14 protein-coding genes are annotated in these 16,050 nt (G+C 72.0%); 6 read left to right on the forward strand and 8 right to left on the reverse strand.

What is annotated here, in order from left to right; translation table 11 throughout:
* Positions 1–62 precede the first annotated feature (62 nt).
* The gene (locus ACFYPS_RS17030; RefSeq protein WP_354963169.1) at positions 63–971 is read left to right on the forward strand and encodes an alpha/beta hydrolase; all 909 of its coding nucleotides are present in this window, start codon (positions 63–65) and stop codon (positions 969–971) included.
* Between the two features lie 70 nt (positions 972–1,041).
* On the opposite strand, the gene fxsT is transcribed toward ACFYPS_RS17030, so the two are convergent.
* The 6 genes from fxsT to ACFYPS_RS17060 form a co-directional block, all read right to left on the reverse strand.
* On the reverse strand, positions 1,042–4,911 hold the full coding sequence (gene fxsT, locus ACFYPS_RS17035; protein WP_354963170.1) for an FxSxx-COOH system tetratricopeptide repeat protein: 3,870 nt from the start codon (positions 4,909–4,911) through the stop codon (positions 1,042–1,044).
* Positions 4,908–6,176, reverse strand: coding sequence for a TIR-like protein FxsC (locus ACFYPS_RS17040; RefSeq protein ID WP_387325348.1), 1,269 nt, complete (start codon positions 6,174–6,176; stop codon positions 4,908–4,910). The genes fxsT and ACFYPS_RS17040 overlap by 4 nt, the downstream gene beginning before the upstream one ends.
* Positions 6,173–6,832 (reverse strand): TIR-like protein FxsC, encoded by a 660-nt coding sequence (locus ACFYPS_RS17045; protein ID WP_354963172.1) that lies wholly within the window; start codon positions 6,830–6,832, stop codon positions 6,173–6,175. The genes ACFYPS_RS17040 and ACFYPS_RS17045 overlap by 4 nt, the downstream gene beginning before the upstream one ends.
* Before the next feature lie 52 nt (positions 6,833–6,884).
* A complete protein-coding gene (locus ACFYPS_RS17050; protein ID WP_354963173.1) occupies positions 6,885–7,712 on the reverse strand; it encodes an AAC(3) family N-acetyltransferase in 828 nt (275 codons plus the stop codon).
* Positions 7,696–9,981 carry an FxsB family cyclophane-forming radical SAM/SPASM peptide maturase gene (locus ACFYPS_RS17055; protein WP_354963174.1) on the reverse strand — a complete coding sequence of 762 codons (2,286 nt, stop codon included), beginning with the start codon at positions 9,979–9,981 and terminating at the stop codon, positions 7,696–7,698. The genes ACFYPS_RS17050 and ACFYPS_RS17055 overlap by 17 nt, the downstream gene beginning before the upstream one ends.
* Positions 9,982–10,044: 63 nt before the next feature.
* Positions 10,045–10,233 (reverse strand): hypothetical protein, encoded by a 189-nt coding sequence (locus tag ACFYPS_RS17060; RefSeq protein WP_354963175.1) that lies wholly within the window; start codon positions 10,231–10,233, stop codon positions 10,045–10,047.
* 170 nt (positions 10,234–10,403) lie between these two features.
* On the opposite strand from ACFYPS_RS17060, the gene ACFYPS_RS17065 reads away from it, so the two are divergent.
* Positions 10,404–10,652, forward strand: coding sequence for a DUF2277 family protein (locus tag ACFYPS_RS17065; RefSeq protein WP_354963176.1), 249 nt, complete (start codon positions 10,404–10,406; stop codon positions 10,650–10,652).
* Between the two features lie 42 nt (positions 10,653–10,694).
* Here the strand turns inward: ACFYPS_RS17065 and ACFYPS_RS17070 are convergent, their stop codons facing one another.
* On the reverse strand, positions 10,695–11,174 hold the full coding sequence (locus ACFYPS_RS17070; protein ID WP_354963177.1) for a hypothetical protein: 480 nt from the start codon (positions 11,172–11,174) through the stop codon (positions 10,695–10,697).
* 235 nt (positions 11,175–11,409) lie between these two features.
* Positions 11,410–12,399 (reverse strand): selenide, water dikinase SelD, encoded by a 990-nt coding sequence (gene selD / locus ACFYPS_RS17075; protein WP_354963178.1) that lies wholly within the window; start codon positions 12,397–12,399, stop codon positions 11,410–11,412.
* Positions 12,400–12,593: 194 nt separating this feature from the next.
* Here selD and ACFYPS_RS17080 point away from each other — a divergent pair, with 194 nt between their 5' ends.
* From ACFYPS_RS17080 to ACFYPS_RS17095, 4 genes are read left to right on the forward strand one after another with little or no spacing between them, the layout of a single operon-like run.
* A complete protein-coding gene (locus ACFYPS_RS17080) occupies positions 12,594–13,349 on the forward strand; it encodes an amino acid ABC transporter ATP-binding protein (protein WP_354963179.1) in 756 nt (251 codons plus the stop codon).
* Between the two features lie 57 nt (positions 13,350–13,406).
* Positions 13,407–14,285, forward strand: coding sequence for a glutamate ABC transporter substrate-binding protein (locus tag ACFYPS_RS17085; protein WP_354963180.1), 879 nt, complete (start codon positions 13,407–13,409; stop codon positions 14,283–14,285).
* Positions 14,286–14,325: 40 nt separating this feature from the next.
* Positions 14,326–15,033, forward strand: coding sequence for an amino acid ABC transporter permease (locus ACFYPS_RS17090; RefSeq protein WP_354963181.1), 708 nt, complete (start codon positions 14,326–14,328; stop codon positions 15,031–15,033).
* Positions 15,030–15,998, forward strand: a complete 969-nt coding sequence (locus tag ACFYPS_RS17095; protein ID WP_354963182.1) for an amino acid ABC transporter permease — start codon at positions 15,030–15,032, stop codon at positions 15,996–15,998. Before ACFYPS_RS17090 ends, ACFYPS_RS17095 begins: the two co-directional genes overlap by 4 nt.
* Positions 15,999–16,050 lie beyond the last annotated feature (52 nt).

Raw genomic sequence — 16,050 nt, forward strand, 5'->3', positions numbered from 1 at the left:
CGGCGCCGCCGATGCGCGGCTCCGCACTCGGGGGAGCACATGACGACCCGCGGGAGGCAACCGTGACGCGACAACATGCGGCACAGCGCTCCGTCGCCACTCCGGACGGCCGGCACCTCGCGGTGGAGACCTCCGGCTCGCCGGACGGGCCCGCGGTCTTCCTGCTGCACGGTACGCCGGGCAGCCGCAGCGGTCCCCGCCCGCGCGGCATCGTCCTCTACCGCCTCGGCGTGCAACTCGTCTGCTACGACCGGCCCGGTTACGGCGACTCCTGCCGGCATGAGGGTCGACGGGTGGCCGACGCGGCGGCCGACGTGGCGGCCATCGCCGATGACCTCGGCATCGAGCGGTTCGCCGTGGTGGGCCGCTCCGGCGGCGGGCCGCACGCCCTGGCCTGCGCCGCGCTGCTGCCGGACCGGGTCACCCGGGCCGCCGTGCTGGTGGGGCTCGCCCCGGCCGGCGCACCCGACCTGGACTGGTACGCCGGCATGTCGGAGAACAACGTCGAGGACTACGGGCAGGCCGACGAGGACCTGGCCGAGCTCACGCTCAGTTTGCAGGTCCGCGCGGAACAGGCCCGGCGGGATCCGATGACGCTGCTGGAATTCCTCCGCCCCCAGCTGCCCGAGGCGGACATCCGGGTGGTCGACGACATCGCGATCCGCCGGCTGCTGACCGACATGTACGCCGAAGCGCTGCGGCACGGCCCCGAGGGCTGGATCGACGACGTGCTGGCGATACGACGGGGCTGGGGGTTCGACCTCGGCGCCATCCGCGCGCCGGTCCGGTTGTGGCACGGCGAGCAGGACCGGTTCTCCCCGGTGGAGCACTCCCGGTGGCTCGCCGCGCGGATCCCGCACGCCGAGGTCCAGGTGCAGGCCGGCGCCGCGCACTTCGGCGCGGTGGAGATCCTGCCGCAGACCCTGGCCTGGTTGGCCACGCCGGAACTCGCGGCCAGCCCGCAGCTGTAAGCCCGAGCCGCACCACGGCCACGGCGGCCCGGACGGCTGGACCGCCCGCCGAGCCGCCTCCCGCCGTCGGTCAGAACGGGTGCGGGTCGATCACCCGGACGACGAACCGCCGCTCACGCAGGGTCTGCACGGTCGGATGCTCCTGGCCGAGCACCTCGGCCAACCGGTCGGCCACTGCGGTAACGGCCTCGGCGGGAGCGCCGTCGCCGGCGTGCCTCGACACCAGGGCGAGATCACCGAGGCAGCGCAGCGTGTCGGGGTGATCCGCGCCGATCACCCCGGACAGCCGGTCGGCGGTCTCCCGCAGCCGGTCCCGCGCCGGCACCCACTCTCCCTCCTCGGCGGAGCACACCGCCTGGTTCACCTCGGCCGCCAGGGTGTGCGGGTGTTCGGGGCCGAGCACCTTGCGCAGCTCGCCGACCGCACGCGTGGCCGACGCGAGGGCCGCCGACCGACGGCCGACCGCACGTTCGGCGGCGGAGATGTTGCTCAACGTCGCCAGGGTGTGCGGATGGGTGGGGCCCAGGCGCAGCTCCTCCTCGTACGCCTGGCTGACCGCGATCATCTCGGTCAGTGCCCGGACCGCGTCGCCGACGGACAGCAGGTTCGCAGCCCGGCTCGACCGGCACGCCACCGTGTCCGGATTATCCGGGCCGAAGCGCTCTTCGAGCTTCCGGTAGGCCGACTCGAACATCGGCGCGGCCTCGCCGGCCCGCCCGGCACTGCGCAGGGACACCGCCAGGTTGACCTGGGCGCCGAGGGAGAGGCCGTCGTCGGGCCCGAGCACCTCGCAGTACGCGTCGTGGACGGTGCGCAGCAGGGTGGCCGACCGCTCGTACTCGCCGGCCTCGCGCAGGTCGCTGCCGAGGCGGACAGCAGAGATCAGCGTGTAGGGGTTGGTGGGGCCGAGCACCAGCCGCCGCCGCTGGTGCACCTCGTCGTCCCATCGGCGGGCCGACCGGTAGTCGCCGACCAGCCGGTACGAGACGGCGAGGTTGTTGGCCGCGCTCAGCGTCCGGGGATGATCCTCGCCGAACACCTGGAGCCAGGAGGCGTAGGTGGACCGGTCCCGTTCCAGCGCCTCGGCGTACCGGCCGAGCGCCCGCAGGTCACCCGCGAGGCTGCCGGCGGTCATCAGACTGTGCGGGTGCAGATTGCCCAGCAGCCGGCGCTGCTCGGCCAGCACCGCCTCGTCCAGGTCGCGGGATTCGTCGAACCGACCCAGGCTGCGCAGGATGTTCGCCCGGTTGAACCGCAGGTGCAGCAGCTGTCGACCCAGCGCCGTGGCCTCGCCCTCGTCGTCCAGACCCGCCAGCCGGGCAGACCAGGTGTCGTCCACCAGCCGGCTGAACCCGTCAGCCTGCTCCAGGCCGCCGCGCTGCCACAGGTAGCGGACCCGGTCGATCAGCAGCTGACACACCGACTCGTCGGGGCAGGTCACCGCCTCGGAGACCTCCAGGTGTGGCCAGAGCATGCGCAGCCGGGGCCAGGTGGTCGGGTCGTCGACGTCGCCGCGGGGTCGGGACGCGGCGAGCACCAGGTGCGCCTGATGCCGGGCGGTGACGATCTCGTCGTCGGTCATCCGGTCCCGAACCACCGCCTGCAGAAGCCGGTGCACCTGGACCCGACCGCCCTGGACATCCAGTTTGAGCAGCGCCAACCGGTTGATCTGCTGGATCAGTGCGCCGCGCACGAGCCGCTCCGACACCGACGGGTCGAACGGCACGAGGGCCGCCGCCATCTCGTCGCTGTAGATCAGGTCGAGGGCGATCTCCGGAGCCAGCACCGAGCAGAGCTGCAACAGCCGGTACGCGGCGGGCGCCTGATCGTGCAGCCGGTTCAACGACAGGTCCCAGGTGGCCTCCACGGAGAGCGCGCTGGGCCCGTGCCGCTCGATCTGCCGCAGGTAGTCCGCGACCGACGTGCCGGTGTCGGCGAGCCACGCGCCGGCGGCGGCCACGGCGATCGGCAGGTCGCCGAGCGCCTCAGCCACCCGATCGGCCTCCTCGGCGCTGATCGTGGGCACCCGCTGAGCGAGGTGGGCGACGCTCTCCGTCCGGTCGAAGACGTCGACCTGGATGGGGTTCGCCCGATCGCCCCAGGCGCGGTTGCGGGAGGTCAGCAGGACGTGCCCGGGCCCCTGTGGCAGGAACGGCTCGATCTGGTCGAGTTCCTCCGCGTTGTCGAGCACGACGAGCCACCGCTCGTACGGCTCGCCCCGGCCCAACACCTGGAGCACCGACCGGACGGTGTCGGGCAGGGTGGGCCCGGCGGCGATGCCGAGCCGACCGGCGAGGTCGGCCAGCGCGGTGTCGACGAACTGCGGCGGGTCCGCAACGATCCACCAGACCACGTCGTAGGCGGCCTTGAACCGGTGCACGTACTCCAGGGCGACCTGGGTCTTGCCGACGCCGCCCATGCCCTGCAGAGCGACCGGCAGCACCACCGCGCTGCCCCCGCTCTGCAACTGCCTGCGCAGTTGCGCCAGGTCGTCCTCACGGCCAGTGAACCGGGCGTTCCGGTTGGGCGCGTTGAAGATCAACGGCTCGGCGCCGGGATAGCGGGCGCCGCCGCCCGCCGGGCCGTCCGCTGCTGCGGGCACCGGCCGGCCGACCAGCCGCAACACCCGCTCCACAGCCGTCGCGACGCTCACGTTGACCAGGTTGGTCGAGCTCTGGGCCGGGAACTCCGCCAGCGGGCGCAGATCGGCAACGTACACGGCGAGTGCCGTCGAACCGGTGCTGGTGTCGCGGGCCGGCAGGCCACCGGACGGCGTCGCCACGTAGGCCGGCGAGACCACCGTCAGCGTGCGCGGGGCGGGCGTGCCGGCGGACCCGACGGCGGACGCGGCGTCCACCACCCGCATCCCGGCCGCGCTGAGCACCCGCTCCAGCCACTCGGCCCAGATGGCGTCCTCCGGGGCGCAGCGGAGCACGATCTGGTCGTCGATCGCCTCGGTACGCCGGCGGAAGCGGGCCTTGCCCCGTTCCCGCACCGACTCGTCCATCACCGGCAGCGCGGTCACCGCGCCGTCGGTGAGGATCCCGGTCAACGTCTCGAACGCGGCCAGCAACGACGTCGGCGAGCCGGGCGGGTCGCCGAACGTCGCCAGCGTCTCCTCGTACGCGTAGAACGGCCGGTACGGGACCTCCACCGCCGCCCAGTACCGGCGCCGCTCCGCCTCCGTCATGCCCGTTGGCAGCCCCGCGAACCGGCGCATGGCCAGCAGGCGGCCGGCCTCGGCGCGCTCCTTCTCGGCCTGGTCCACCCGCATCGGCACCGGCAGGACCCGGATGTCCCGCCGCCGGTACCGGTCCCGCACCGAGTGCGCGACCCGGGCCGCACCGTCGATGCCCTGGTCGCTGAGGGTGAAGCAGTCGACCAGGGTGTCCGGCAGGTGCAGGGTGCAGATGTCGGCGACGTCGCTCAGCCCCGTCCGGCTGTCGATCAGGGTGAAGTCGTACTGCCGCTTCATGTCCGCCCGCAGCGCCTCGAAGAACTGCGCCCCGCCCAGCCGGTTGTAGAAGTTGTCCCAGTCCAGCCCGCTGACCGAGACGGCGTAGTCGCTGTTCTGCCGGCCGGCGGAGAGGAAGTCGAGGCCGCCGCCGTCGGGAAAGTTCCAGCGCAGCGAGAACGCGTGGCGGCCGACCCGGGCGTACTGCTCCATCCACCGCTCGGGGCGGTCGTCGGCCCGGGTGGTCTCCCACTCGTAGTCGCGGATGAGGTCGATGACGCCGCTGGTGCCCTGGATCGCCTCGGCGTCGAGGAACGGGTGAAAGAAGCGGTGCAGGCCGGGTGACTCGAGGTCCCAGTCCGCGACCAGGACCCGCCGTCCGCTGGCCGCCAGGATCCAGGCCACGTTGGCCAGCGCCATCGTCCGGCCCGTTCCACCCTTGAACGAGTAGAAGGTGACGACCTGGCCTTCGCGATCGTTGCTCATGGGGTCTCTCCGTGGGGACGCGGTGTCGCCGGATCATCGGGCGGGGACGCAGGGTCGGGCAGAGTCGCCGGGCCGGGGTTGGGCGGCACGTCGCGCAGGCTGGGCACCGGCTCCGGCGGGGGGAAGGCGACGACCGGGGCGTGCTTGAGGAACTGGCGGCGGGCCTCGGTCACCAGCGCCGGCATCAGGTCGACGAACTCCCGCATGGTGCACGCCCGCTTCACCTGGGGCAGGCCGGCGTCGTGCAGCAGCTCGGTCACCTCGGTGGCCCATCGGGCGGTGTCCTGCGCATCGTCGTCGTCGGTGACCACCAGCGGGACGACCCACTCCCGCAGGCCGTGCAGCAGGCCTTCGACGGTGCCGAGCGCATCCGGTGCCGTCACGATCCACGGGTCGACCAGCAGCACGGCCGGTCTGCGATCGAGCAGCCCGGCGGCCTGCGCGAAGTCCGCCGTACGCGCCGACAGCCCGAGCCGCTCGGCCGTGCTGGCCGCGTATTCGGCGGCGGGTAGTTCCTGACGGCTGCCGTACGGCCGCCAGAGCCGGCCGCTGGCCGCGTAGCCGGCGGGATCACGGTCGGCCGGCAGGCGGTCCCGGGTGGGTGCGAGGACGGCGACGACGAAGTCCGGGTCGGCCGGTGCCGGGCGGGTGACCTCGTCCAGGCCGGGTGCCCGGGACGGGCCGAGCGGCCGCCGCTCGGCGGTGTGCACGACCCGGCCGGCCAACCGGCTCAGCAGGAGTTCGTACTGTGTCCGGTAGGAGGCCAGCATGCAGAGCGCGCGCAGGCCGTTCTCGGCGTACTCCGGGACGTCCCGGCCCAGGTCGAGAGCGCCGTCCAGCTCCGGATGGGTCTCCCACGGTGGGAAGGGGATCCACAGCACCGGGGTGAGGTGGCCGGCGGCCGCCCGGGCCGGCCCGGCGGCGGCCAGCCGGGCCCGGAAGGACTCCTGTTCCCCCAGCGCCCACGGGCGGCTGAAATAGCCGGGCGAGTAGAGCGGGACGAACACCTCCGCGGCACCGAGCGCCTCCGCGAGGGCCGCCTTCCAGTCGGCGCCCAACGGGATGTGCTGGTCGAAGAACCCGATCCGCATCCCGGCCACCGGCTTCGCCTGGCGGGTCACCTCGTCGGTCAGGTCGGCGAAGAACTTGCCGACCCACACGTCGGTGTCGGCCTGGGCGCCCTGCGGCGGAGCGGAGTGGGCATAGCTGAGGAAGAAGTACGTCCCCAGATCCGCCGCCTTGCGTCGGCCCGCCGGCGGGCTCATCCGGGCTCCTCAACGAACCGGTTGCACAGCTCGTCCACGCTCGCCGGCACCCAGGGCTCCACCAGGTACGACCGGTGGATGGCCACGATCCGCTGGGCGAGCCGCCAGACCACCGCCCGGTAGGCGTTCTCCCACTGCATGGTCAGCAATCCGTAGACCCCATCCCGCTGGTAGTGCACCGCGATGTCCGGGTCCGGCATCGCGGTCGGGGAGAACCGTTGGATGTCGCGGAGCACCCGGGGCAGTGGCGTGCCGTCCGTCGGCGACCAGGTGACCGGCACGATCGCCGTCTCGTGCGCCGAGGAGGCACCGGGTCGCGGGACGATCCGCCGGCGGGCGAAGGCGTCCCACTCCCGGCCACACCAGTCGCTGCCGAGCAGCGCGCTGGACACCAGCGGAACGAAGACCTGGCAGGTGCCGGCGGCCTGGAGCAGCTCGGGGCTCCAGCGTTCCCCGCCGGCGATGGAGCTGTCCAGGAAGCCGGGATCCACTCCGGTCACCGGGCCGACCAGCTCGCTGACGTGGACCGACAGGTCCTTGTAGAAGCGGGAGATGTTCTCGGCGGGGTTGCCGGTGACCCAGTGGATCGGCGGCAGGGAATAGCTGAGAAAAAACAGCGGGGCGCGCGCGCCAGAGCGTGGGTCCACTGTGCTCACCGCAGTCCCTCCGCCCTCCCCACGCGGCCGGAACATCAGCGTAGTCCCCACGTCAACGCCGCACCGTCAAGCGGTTCGCGGCAAACCAACCGACCGCGAAGTCCACAGTGGCGCGAAGTGGCAGCAGGCGGGCGCTCGCCCGGCCGACCGTCCCGTGCCGGACGAACGGCTCGGCGTCGAGCGCCGCCCCCACCCTCGGAAAGTCGGTGTCGTCCAGGTCGAGGGCGTGGAAGTCGAGGCGGACCCGACGCCCGTCGACGAGACGGAAGCAGCGGTAATCCCGCCCCGGCGGCGGCACCGGCAGACGGTACTCGGCCAGGTGCAGCGCGCTGCACGCCTCGTAGCCGAGGCCGAGCAGCAGGATCTGCCCGTCCGCCGCGCACAGGGCGCCCACCGGTGAGCGTTCGCCCAGGTGGCAGTCGAGGTCGTGGCCGTCGGTGAGCTGCCGCGCCCGGGGACCGAGCGCGGCGAACGAGGTCTGCGGATGGTCGCTGCGTGCCGCGCCGGGGGCACACCGGACGTACTCGGCGAGCACCCCCATCCGTTGCGAGGGGGTGGTCCGGCGGTCCCAGCCCGGCAGGGCCACCTCGTATCGCGCGAGCTGCGCCGCGTCCATGCCGGCGGTGGCCGCGAGGTACGTCCGGGAGGTGGTCGAGTTGCCGTCGGTCTGGGTGGGCACCAGCAGCGTGCCGGCCGGGCCGAGGACGTCGCGCAGCGCTCCGACGAGCGTCCCCGGGCCGTGCTCCAGCGGGCCCACCCGACGTAGGCCACAGTGCACGAGCAGGCACGCACCCGCACGGACGCCCAGCGCCCGCAGGTCCGCGGCGAGGCCGTCGCGACCCAGCGCGGGCAGGTGTCGTGGCTCATCCGGGCCCGACACGGGTCTCCTCCAGGGCGTGCCGCATCCGCCCCACGAACCGCTCCCCCGCCGGGGTGAGCGTGCGGCTGGCCAACAGCGCGTCGGCGCCGTCCCGGGTCCACGACAGGTAACGGGCCGCGTGCGCCAGCGCGTCCCGATGCTCGGGCCGGTCGGCATCCGCCCGGGAACGCCACACCCGGGTGACCGCCAGGTGCGCGTACACCCCCTGGAGCACCCCCTCGGGCGGCCGGAGGTCCGGTCGCCAGGCCACCCGGATCCGGGTGGCCGAGCTCGGCTCGACGAGGTCGCACAGGTCGAGCACCGCGCCGAGCTTCGCGTGCTGCCACTCGTGCACGAGCAGCACCGCCAGCGCCTCCGGGTCCGCAACGGGGGTGACGGCGACCGCACCGAACGCGTCCCGGGCGGTGGCGCTCCGCAGCGGTCCCGCCGGGTCGGAGGCCAGCGGCACGACGACGCGCAGACCGGCGTCGAGCGCCGCCGCGTGAGCCGGCACGTCACGGTGCACGACACGCCAGGCGTCAGCCAGGGTACGGCCCAACGCGCGCGCCCCCGCGTCGTCCAGGCGGGAGGCGACCGGCTGGCCGTAGCAGTCCCGGTACGGGTCGCCGTCCTCGACGAGCAGGTGGTGGCCGGGCACCGGCACGCGGCGCGTGGGTCGCCAGCCGGCCGGCGGCGGCTCGCCCGGATCGAGGGACACCACCTGCTCCGCCCGCCCGCCACGGACCCGGAACCCGCCCGGGAGCACGGTCACCTCGGCGGTCTCCCCGCCACCGCTGGGCAACACCAGGCTGCCGAGCGTGGGCAGCGTGATGGCGCCGGCCCGCACCGGGACGTTCAGCGCAGTCGGGACGCCCGCGCTCAGGGCGGCGACGATGGCGAGGGCCGGTAACGGGTCACCCGCCCGGGTCGGCCCGGACCGGGTCGACGGCCTGAGAAGGTGCACCAGCCACGGGCGGACGAAGGAGTGCGCCAGGACCGCCCGGACCGCGTCCGGTGCCGTGCCGTCGAGGTGTGCGAGCAACTCCCAGGCGGCGCTGGGGCCGGTCTTCTCCCGCCAGGCCACCAGCAGTGCCCGGGTGATGGAGAGCTGGGTGGCGGCGAGCAGACCGAGGGTGCCCTCCGACTCGTGCCCGGTCGCCAGCTCGTCCAGCAGTTCGTCGACGGGCGAGTCGTCGCGATCGGGGTGGGCGGCGTGGCCCGGCGCCGGGTACGCGGCCACCGTGTCGATGAGGCGGCGCAGGTCGGCGCAGTACACCGAGGGGTTGTCGAACCCGGAGCCGGTGCGCCAACGATGGGCGTACAGCCCGCCGCCGCACCGGTCGACGACCGGGCAGGCTCGGCAGGTGGCGCTGAGCCCGGCCACGCCGGCCTGCCTGACGGCGACCCCCGGGTGCCGGGCCGCCTCGTCCACCGACTGACCGAACACGTCGAATCCGGTGCCGGCCGCGCCGTGGTACGCCGTCTTCAGCGAATCCACCTGTTCCCAGGTGCCGTCCGCCTCGACCACGAGCACGTCGGCCGGGGCGAGGCCGAACGCCTCGGTGCCGCCTCCACCCGGACGCAGCGCCTCGAACAGCCGGATCGACACGGGCCGCCCGTCGTCCACCCACCGCCGGTAGATCCGCCCCAGCCAGTCCGCGTACGGGGTGGCCGTGACGCCGGGGCGGTCGGGAGGGCGGTCCCAGGTGGCGTGCGGCAGCAACAGGTCGACCCGCGGCGGGTGTTCGGCCAGCAGCGCCTCGTACACCCGGTCGGGATCGTTGCGGACGTCGACGGTGCAGAGGATGCCGGCGTAGCTGGCCCGATGAGCCGGTTGACGGAGCAGGGCCAGAGCCCGCCGAACGTGGTCGTGACTGCTGCCGCCGTGGGCGAACACGCGGTGCCGGTCGTTGGCGGCGCGGTCGCCGTCGAACGACACGCCGACCTTCACGTCGTGGTCGACCAGCACGCCGCACAGCTCCTCGTCGAGCAGCACGCCGTTGGTCTGCATGCGCAGGTCGAGCTGGGTCCAGGGCGTGATCGCCGCCCGCAGCTCGGCCACCACCTCGCGTAGCCCGGCCGCGCCGAGCAACAGCGGCTCGCCGCCGTGCAGCACCACGTGCACGACCGGCAGTTCGTGCTCGCGCGCGTGCTCGGCGATCCGCTTCGCGGCAGCCCGGACGGTGGCCGGTGCCATCCGGACCGGTCGGCCACGCCAGGTCTGGTCGGCGTGCTGGTAGACGTAGCAGTGGTCGCAGCTGAGGTCACACCTGCTGTGCACCTTCAGCACGAACTGGCTGACCCGCCGGCAGGATCCGCCCGATCCGGACGAGCCGCACCGGCAGACCATCGATCAGATGGACGAGTTGAAGGCGGCGACGGGAACGGCGCCCGAGGGCATCGACTCACCGGCAAGGACGCGCTGCCGAACCGTCGCGACCAGGTCGGCATGCTCGACGGCGATCCGTTCCAGCGGGGTGTGCAGGCTACGCGTCAGATCGTCGAGCGCTGGACGGGATGGGCGGGTGGGGGCATGGTCCACAATGAGTCTCCGGGGGCCCGGGGCGCGGGAGCGCGAGCGGCGACAATGGCTCGAAAGGCTCTGGTCCGTGACCAGGATAGACAAATATCGACTCAATGTCACCGTCGGTGCGGCCGCCGGCACCGCCGGTGGCAGCCGGGGTGTCGACAGCGACAGATGAGGAGTGTCACATGTGCCGGAGCATCAAGACCCTGCGTGAGCCGTTCACCCCGCAGGTGACCGACGCGGACATCGAGGCGGCGGCGTTGCAGTACGTCCGGAAGATCTCGGGCTTCCGGGCGCCCGCCGCGCACAACGCCGCCGCGTTCGACGCCGCGGTGGCCGCCGTCACCGAGGCCACCCGCACCCTGCTCGACCAGCTCGTGGTCCGGGGAGCCGGGCCCGCCGCCGCCGACCGGACGGCCACCACCTCCAGCTGATCGGCGCGGCACCGCGGACCGGGCCAGCCGGGCCGACCGGGGTCAGGCCGCGGCGAGGGCCGGAGCGACCGTGTCGGGCGCCCAGCGTGAGCGGTGGCACTGCGACCAACCCCGGCAGCCCGGGTCGGCCAACGTGCAGAGCCGCTGCCTGCTGAGCACCTCGCCGTCGTCGGTGTCCCGGATGTCGAAGTGCACCGGGCGGACCGTGCCGTCCGGTGTGACGAGCAGATGCCGGCCGGCGTCGAGCGTGTCGTCGCGCAGCAGGCAGTTGCGGTCGAGCAGTCGGGCCAAGGCGGCGATGCTGGCGTGCTCGGGAAGCCGCTCGGGCACCCCGTAGCAGTCCACGATCGTCGCGAACTCCCCCGGCGCCTGCCAGACGTCGCAGACCACCGCGTACGCCGGCAGCCGGGCCGGGTCGGCCACCGCCAGCGGCATCACCACACGGCCGAGCGCCTCGGCCAGCGCCGGGTAGACCTCCACGGGTCGTACCCGGTCGATTCTCCAGTTCCACAGCTCGGTCATTCCGCCTCCTCGCTGCGTTCGTCCCACCGGCCTCCGGATCGGGCCTTACTGACGATGGTGGGGGGCATATGACCTCAGCCGGGGGCAAGTTACCGGTCTGTGACCATTCCGGGCAAAATTTCCCTGACCGCCAATGCTCAGAGTGGCGGGAAGGTGACAGTTTATCGGGTATGGTGCCCCGCCCACACGACCGGCGGCGCGCGTTCCGAACCGGCGACCGCGCACCGGCAGCCGGTCAGCGCAGGACGACCAGGTGCTCGCCGCGCGGCAGCAACTCGCCCACCACGGGCGCCCCCGGCAGCTCACCGGCGACCAGCAGGCCGCCGGAGGTCTGCGCGTCGGCCAGCAGCAGCGGCTCGTCCTCGCCTACGGCGCCGAAGTCGGTCCACGGGGTGACCCAGTCCAGGTTGCGCCGGCTGCCGCCGCTGACGTACCCGTCGCGCAGCGCCTCCCGCGCACCGGGCAGGTAGGGCACCCGCGCGGTGTCGATCGCCACCGTCAGCCGGCTGGCACGGGCCAGCTTCGAGGCGTGCCCGAGCAGGCCGAACCCGGTCACGTCGGTGCCACACCGGATGCCGGCGGCGACCGCCGCCCGGGCGGCGTCCCGGTTGAGCGCGCTCATCGTGGCCACCGCCTCCGGGAAGATCTCGCCGGTGGCCTTGTGCCGGGTGTTCAGCACACCCACCCCGAGTGGCTTGGTCAGCGACAGCGGCACCCCGGCGCGGCCCGCGTCGAGGGTGATCAGCTCCTCCGGCCGGACGGTGCCGGTGACCGCGAGGCCGTACTTCGGGCCGTCGTCGTCCACGCTGTGCCCGCCGGCCAGGTGGCAGCCGGCCTCCCGGGCCACGTCCTGACCGCCCCGCAGCACCTCGCGGGCCAGCTCCAGCGGCAGCACGTCGCGCGGCCAGCAGAGCAGGTTGAGCGCGACCAGCGGGACGCCGCCCATCGCGTACACGTCGGAGAGCGCGTTGGCCGCGGCGATCCGACCCCAGTCGTACGCGTCGTCGACGACCGGCGTGAAGAAGTCGGCGGTGCTCACCAGGCCGGTCCGCTCATCCAGACGGACCACCGCCGCGTCGTCACCGTGGTCCAACCCGACCAGCAGCTCCGCGGTGCCGGTGGCCGGCCCGAGACCGGCCACCATGATCTCCAGCTCGCCCGGGGGGATCTTGCAGGCGCAGCCGCCGCCGCGGGCGTACCGGGTCAGGCGTACCGGTTCAGTCATCCCCCCATGGTCTCGGTAACCCGCCGTCGACGCCACCGATGGGGCTCGCACGGTGACCGGAATCGGACTCGTCGCGACGAACCCGACCGGTGTTACCGCTCCGTGACCCGCCAGGTTGCGTTCCGCCACATCACGCCGCCTACAGTGGCCGCACCGGGGGTCAACCGACCCCTATCGGGGAGACGACAGGGACGGTGGACGACGTGACGACGGGCGAACCGCTCATCGTGCTGGACGCGGTCAACAAGTGGTTCGGGCCGCTGCACGTGCTGGACGACGTCTCGCTGTCGGTGGGCCGGGGCGAGGTGGTCGTGGTGATCGGCCCGTCCGGCTCCGGCAAGTCGACGCTGTGCCGCGCCATCAACCGACTGGAACCAATCAACTCCGGCACCATCACGTTCGACGGCCAGCCGCTGCCGGCCGAGGGCAAGCCCCTCGCCAAGCTGCGCAGTGAGGTCGGGATGGTCTTCCAGTCCTTCAACCTCTTCGCCCACAAGACCATCCTGGAGAACGTCACCCTCGGCCCGGTCAAGGTCCGCAAGGAGAAGCCGGCCGCTGCCCGCGAGCGCGGCCTGGCTCTGCTCGACCGGGTCGGCATCGCCAACCAGGCGGACAAGTTCCCAGCCCAGCTCTCCGGCGGCCAGCAGCAGCGGGTGGCCATCGCCCGGGCACTGGCCATGCAGCCCAAAGCGATGCTCTTCGACGAGCCGACCAGCGCCCTGGACCCGGAGATGGTCGGCGAGGTGCTGGACGTGATGACCTCGCTGGCCCGCGACGGCATGACGATGGTCGTGGTCACCCACGAGATGGGCTTCGCGCGGCACGCCGCGAACCGGGTCATCTTCATGGCCGACGGCCAACTGGTCGAGGACGCCCCACCGGCGGAGTTCTTCGCCAACCCGCGCAGCGAGCGCGCCCGGGACTTCCTCTCCAAGATCCTCACGCACTAGGCGTCCGTAGTGGAGCACGCCGGCCACCGGCGGGCCCCGTTGAAGAAGGAGAAGTGTATGCGTATCACGCGCGTTGCGGCAGTTGCCGCGGTCGCCGCTCTGGCGCTCGGCCTGACCGCCTGTGGCGGCGACGACGGCGGGGAAGGCACCGGCGCCGGCAGCAAGTCCTTCGCCGCCGGCAGCACCATGGAGAAGCTGAACAAGGCCCAGAAGATCAAGGTCGGCACCAAGTTCGACCAGCCGGGCTTCGGTCAGAAGGGCCTGTCGGGCAAGCCGGAGGGCTTCGACGTCGAGGTCGCGAAGATCATCGTCAAGGAGCTCGGCATCCCCGAGGACAAGATCGAGTGGGTCGAGGCCCCCTCGAAGGTCCGCGAGGACGTGATCGTCAACGGCACGGTCGACCTGGTCGCCGCGACCTACACGATCAACGACAAGCGCAAGGAGCGCATTGCCTTCGCCGGGCCGTACTACGAGGCCGGCCAGAACATCATGGTGAAGAAGGCCGACACGACGATCACCGGTCCGGACTCGTTCAAGGACGGCACCAAGAAGGTCTGCTCGGTCACCGGCTCCACCCCGGCCGAGGAGATCAAGAAGCACGTCAAGGACGTCGGCACCCAGCTGGTGCTCTTCGACACCTACGACAAGTGCCGTGACGCCCTCAAGGGCGGCCAGGTCGACGCCGTGACCACGGACAACGTGATCCTGCTCGGCTACATCGCCAAGGACGAGGCGTCCTTCAAGCTGGCCGGCTCCAACTTCACCAAGGAGCCGTACGGCATCGGCGTGAAGAAGGACGACGCGGACTTCCGCAGCTTCATCAACGACACGCTGGACAAGGCGGTCGCCGACGGTAGCTGGAAGAAGGCCTGGGACGACACCGCCGGCAAGTTCGGCGCGGAACTGGGCTCGGCGCCCACCATCAACCGCTACTGATCTGAACCTTCGATCTGGAGGGTGGAAGGAACACCGACCCGTGAACGTACTCATCGACAAGTTCGACGTCTTTGCGGGTGGTTTCTGGCTCACCCTCCAGATCTGCATACTCGCCGCGATCGGCGCCCTCATCCTGGGTGCCATCGTGGCGGTGCTCCGCATCTCGCCGGTGCCGCCGCTACGCGCGGTGGGCACCAGCTACGTCAACGTCTTCCGCAACATGCCGTTGACCGTGGTGATGTTCTTCGCCGCGTTCGGTCTGCCGGCGCTCGGATCCAACGCGGACTTCCTCCGCATCCCGGTGATCGACTCGTTGTTCACCCGGCTCGGCACGGACCTGCCGTACTTCCGGTTCGCGCTGATCGCTCTGGTGCTGTACACGGCCGCGTTCGTCTGTGAGGCGCTGCGGTCCGGGGTCAACGCGGTGCCCGCCGGCCAGGCGGAGGCGGCGCGATCGCTGGGTCTGACCTTCGGGCAGAACCTGCGCTACGTGGTGCTGCCGCAGTCCTGGCAGGCCTCGGTGGTGCCGCTCGGCTCGGTGATCATCGCGATGATCAAGAACTCGGCGCTGGCCGGCTTCTTCGGGGTGGTCGGCGACCTGTCGGCCACGGCCGACCAGCTCACCGGGGCCGAGGGCTACGCCTTCGTCCCGGTCGCCATCGGCATCTCGATCGGTTACCTGATCATGACCGTGCCGCTCGGCACCCTGCTGGACCGGATCGAGAAGCGACAGGCGGTGGCCCGATGAGTCAGCAGACCAGCGTCCTCTACGACGTCCCCGGGCCCCGGCAGCGGCGGATCACGCTGATCAGCAGCATCGTCGCCGGGCTGGTCCTGCTCGTCGGGGCGTACTTCCTGATCTACCGGCCCCTGGACGAAAAGGGCCAGTTGTCGATGGAGTTGTGGGGTCCGCTGGTCGACCCCTCCAACGAGAACTTCTCCCTGGTATGGGAGCGGATCGGCCTCGGCTTCAAGAACACCCTGATGGCGGCGGCGATGGCCATCGTGGCCTCGCTGGTGGTCGGCACGCTGCTGGCGGTGCTGCGGATCCAGCTCAAGAGCCTGACCCGTCGCAAGTTCACCGGGCTCGCCACGCCGCTGGCGTACCTGCTGCGGGGGCTGAGCACGCTGCTGTCGGCGATCACCCGGGTCTGCGTCGAAGTGTTCCGCGGCCTGCCGGTCGTGATCACCATCTTCTTCGTGGCCCGTGGCTTTCCCGAGTTCGGCATCGCCTTCGACAACCTCTGGTATCTGGTCATTGGCCTGACCATCTACAACTCGGTGGTGATCGCCGAGATCCTCCGCTCCGGCATGGAGGGACTACCTGGCGGCCAGGCGGAGGCCGCCGCCGCCATCGGGCTGTCCCCGGCACAGACCACCCGGATGATCCTTCTGCCGCAGGCATTCCGGATCATGCTGCCGGCGCTGATCAGTCAGCTGGTGGTAGTGCTCAAGGACACCTCACTCGGCTTCATCATCAGCTACGAGGAGACCCTGAACATCGGCAAGCAGATCATCGGCGCACTGGGTAACCCCATCCAGGTCTACGTCGTGATCGCCGTTCTCTTCATCGTGGTGAACTACTCGCTGTCGAAGCTCGCGCAGTACGTCCAGCGCCGGCTCGCCCAGGGCCGCAAGACCGCGAACACCCCGGCACAGAATCCGCCGCCCGCGGCACTGATGTCCCAGGCCGAGGGCGGCGGGGGCATCTGAGACTCAGCTCACCGTGAGAGGGCCAGCCCGGAGTCCGGGTTGGCCCTCTCAC

The organism is Micromonospora sp. NPDC005087, assembly GCF_042872965.1.
Lineage (GTDB): Bacteria > Actinomycetota > Actinomycetes > Mycobacteriales > Micromonosporaceae > Micromonospora.

Bases quoted from the DNA above. Each gene is read 5' to 3' on its own strand.
- fxsT (WP_354963170.1), bottom strand. From the start codon at position 4,911: ATGAGCAACGATCGCGAAGGCCAGGTCGTCACCTTCTACTCGTTCAAG.
- ACFYPS_RS17040 (WP_387325348.1), bottom strand. From the start codon at position 6,176: ATGAGCCCGCCGGCGGGCCGACGCAAGGCGGCGGATCTGGGGACGTAC.
- ACFYPS_RS17065 (WP_354963176.1), top strand. From the start codon at position 10,404: ATGTGCCGGAGCATCAAGACCCTGCGTGAGCCGTTCACCCCGCAGGTG.
- ACFYPS_RS17070 (WP_354963177.1), bottom strand. From the start codon at position 11,174: ATGACCGAGCTGTGGAACTGGAGAATCGACCGGGTACGACCCGTGGAG.
- selD (WP_354963178.1), bottom strand. From the start codon at position 12,399: ATGACTGAACCGGTACGCCTGACCCGGTACGCCCGCGGCGGCGGCTGC.
- ACFYPS_RS17085 (WP_354963180.1), top strand. From the start codon at position 13,407: ATGCGTATCACGCGCGTTGCGGCAGTTGCCGCGGTCGCCGCTCTGGCG.
- ACFYPS_RS17095 (WP_354963182.1), top strand. From the start codon at position 15,030: ATGAGTCAGCAGACCAGCGTCCTCTACGACGTCCCCGGGCCCCGGCAG.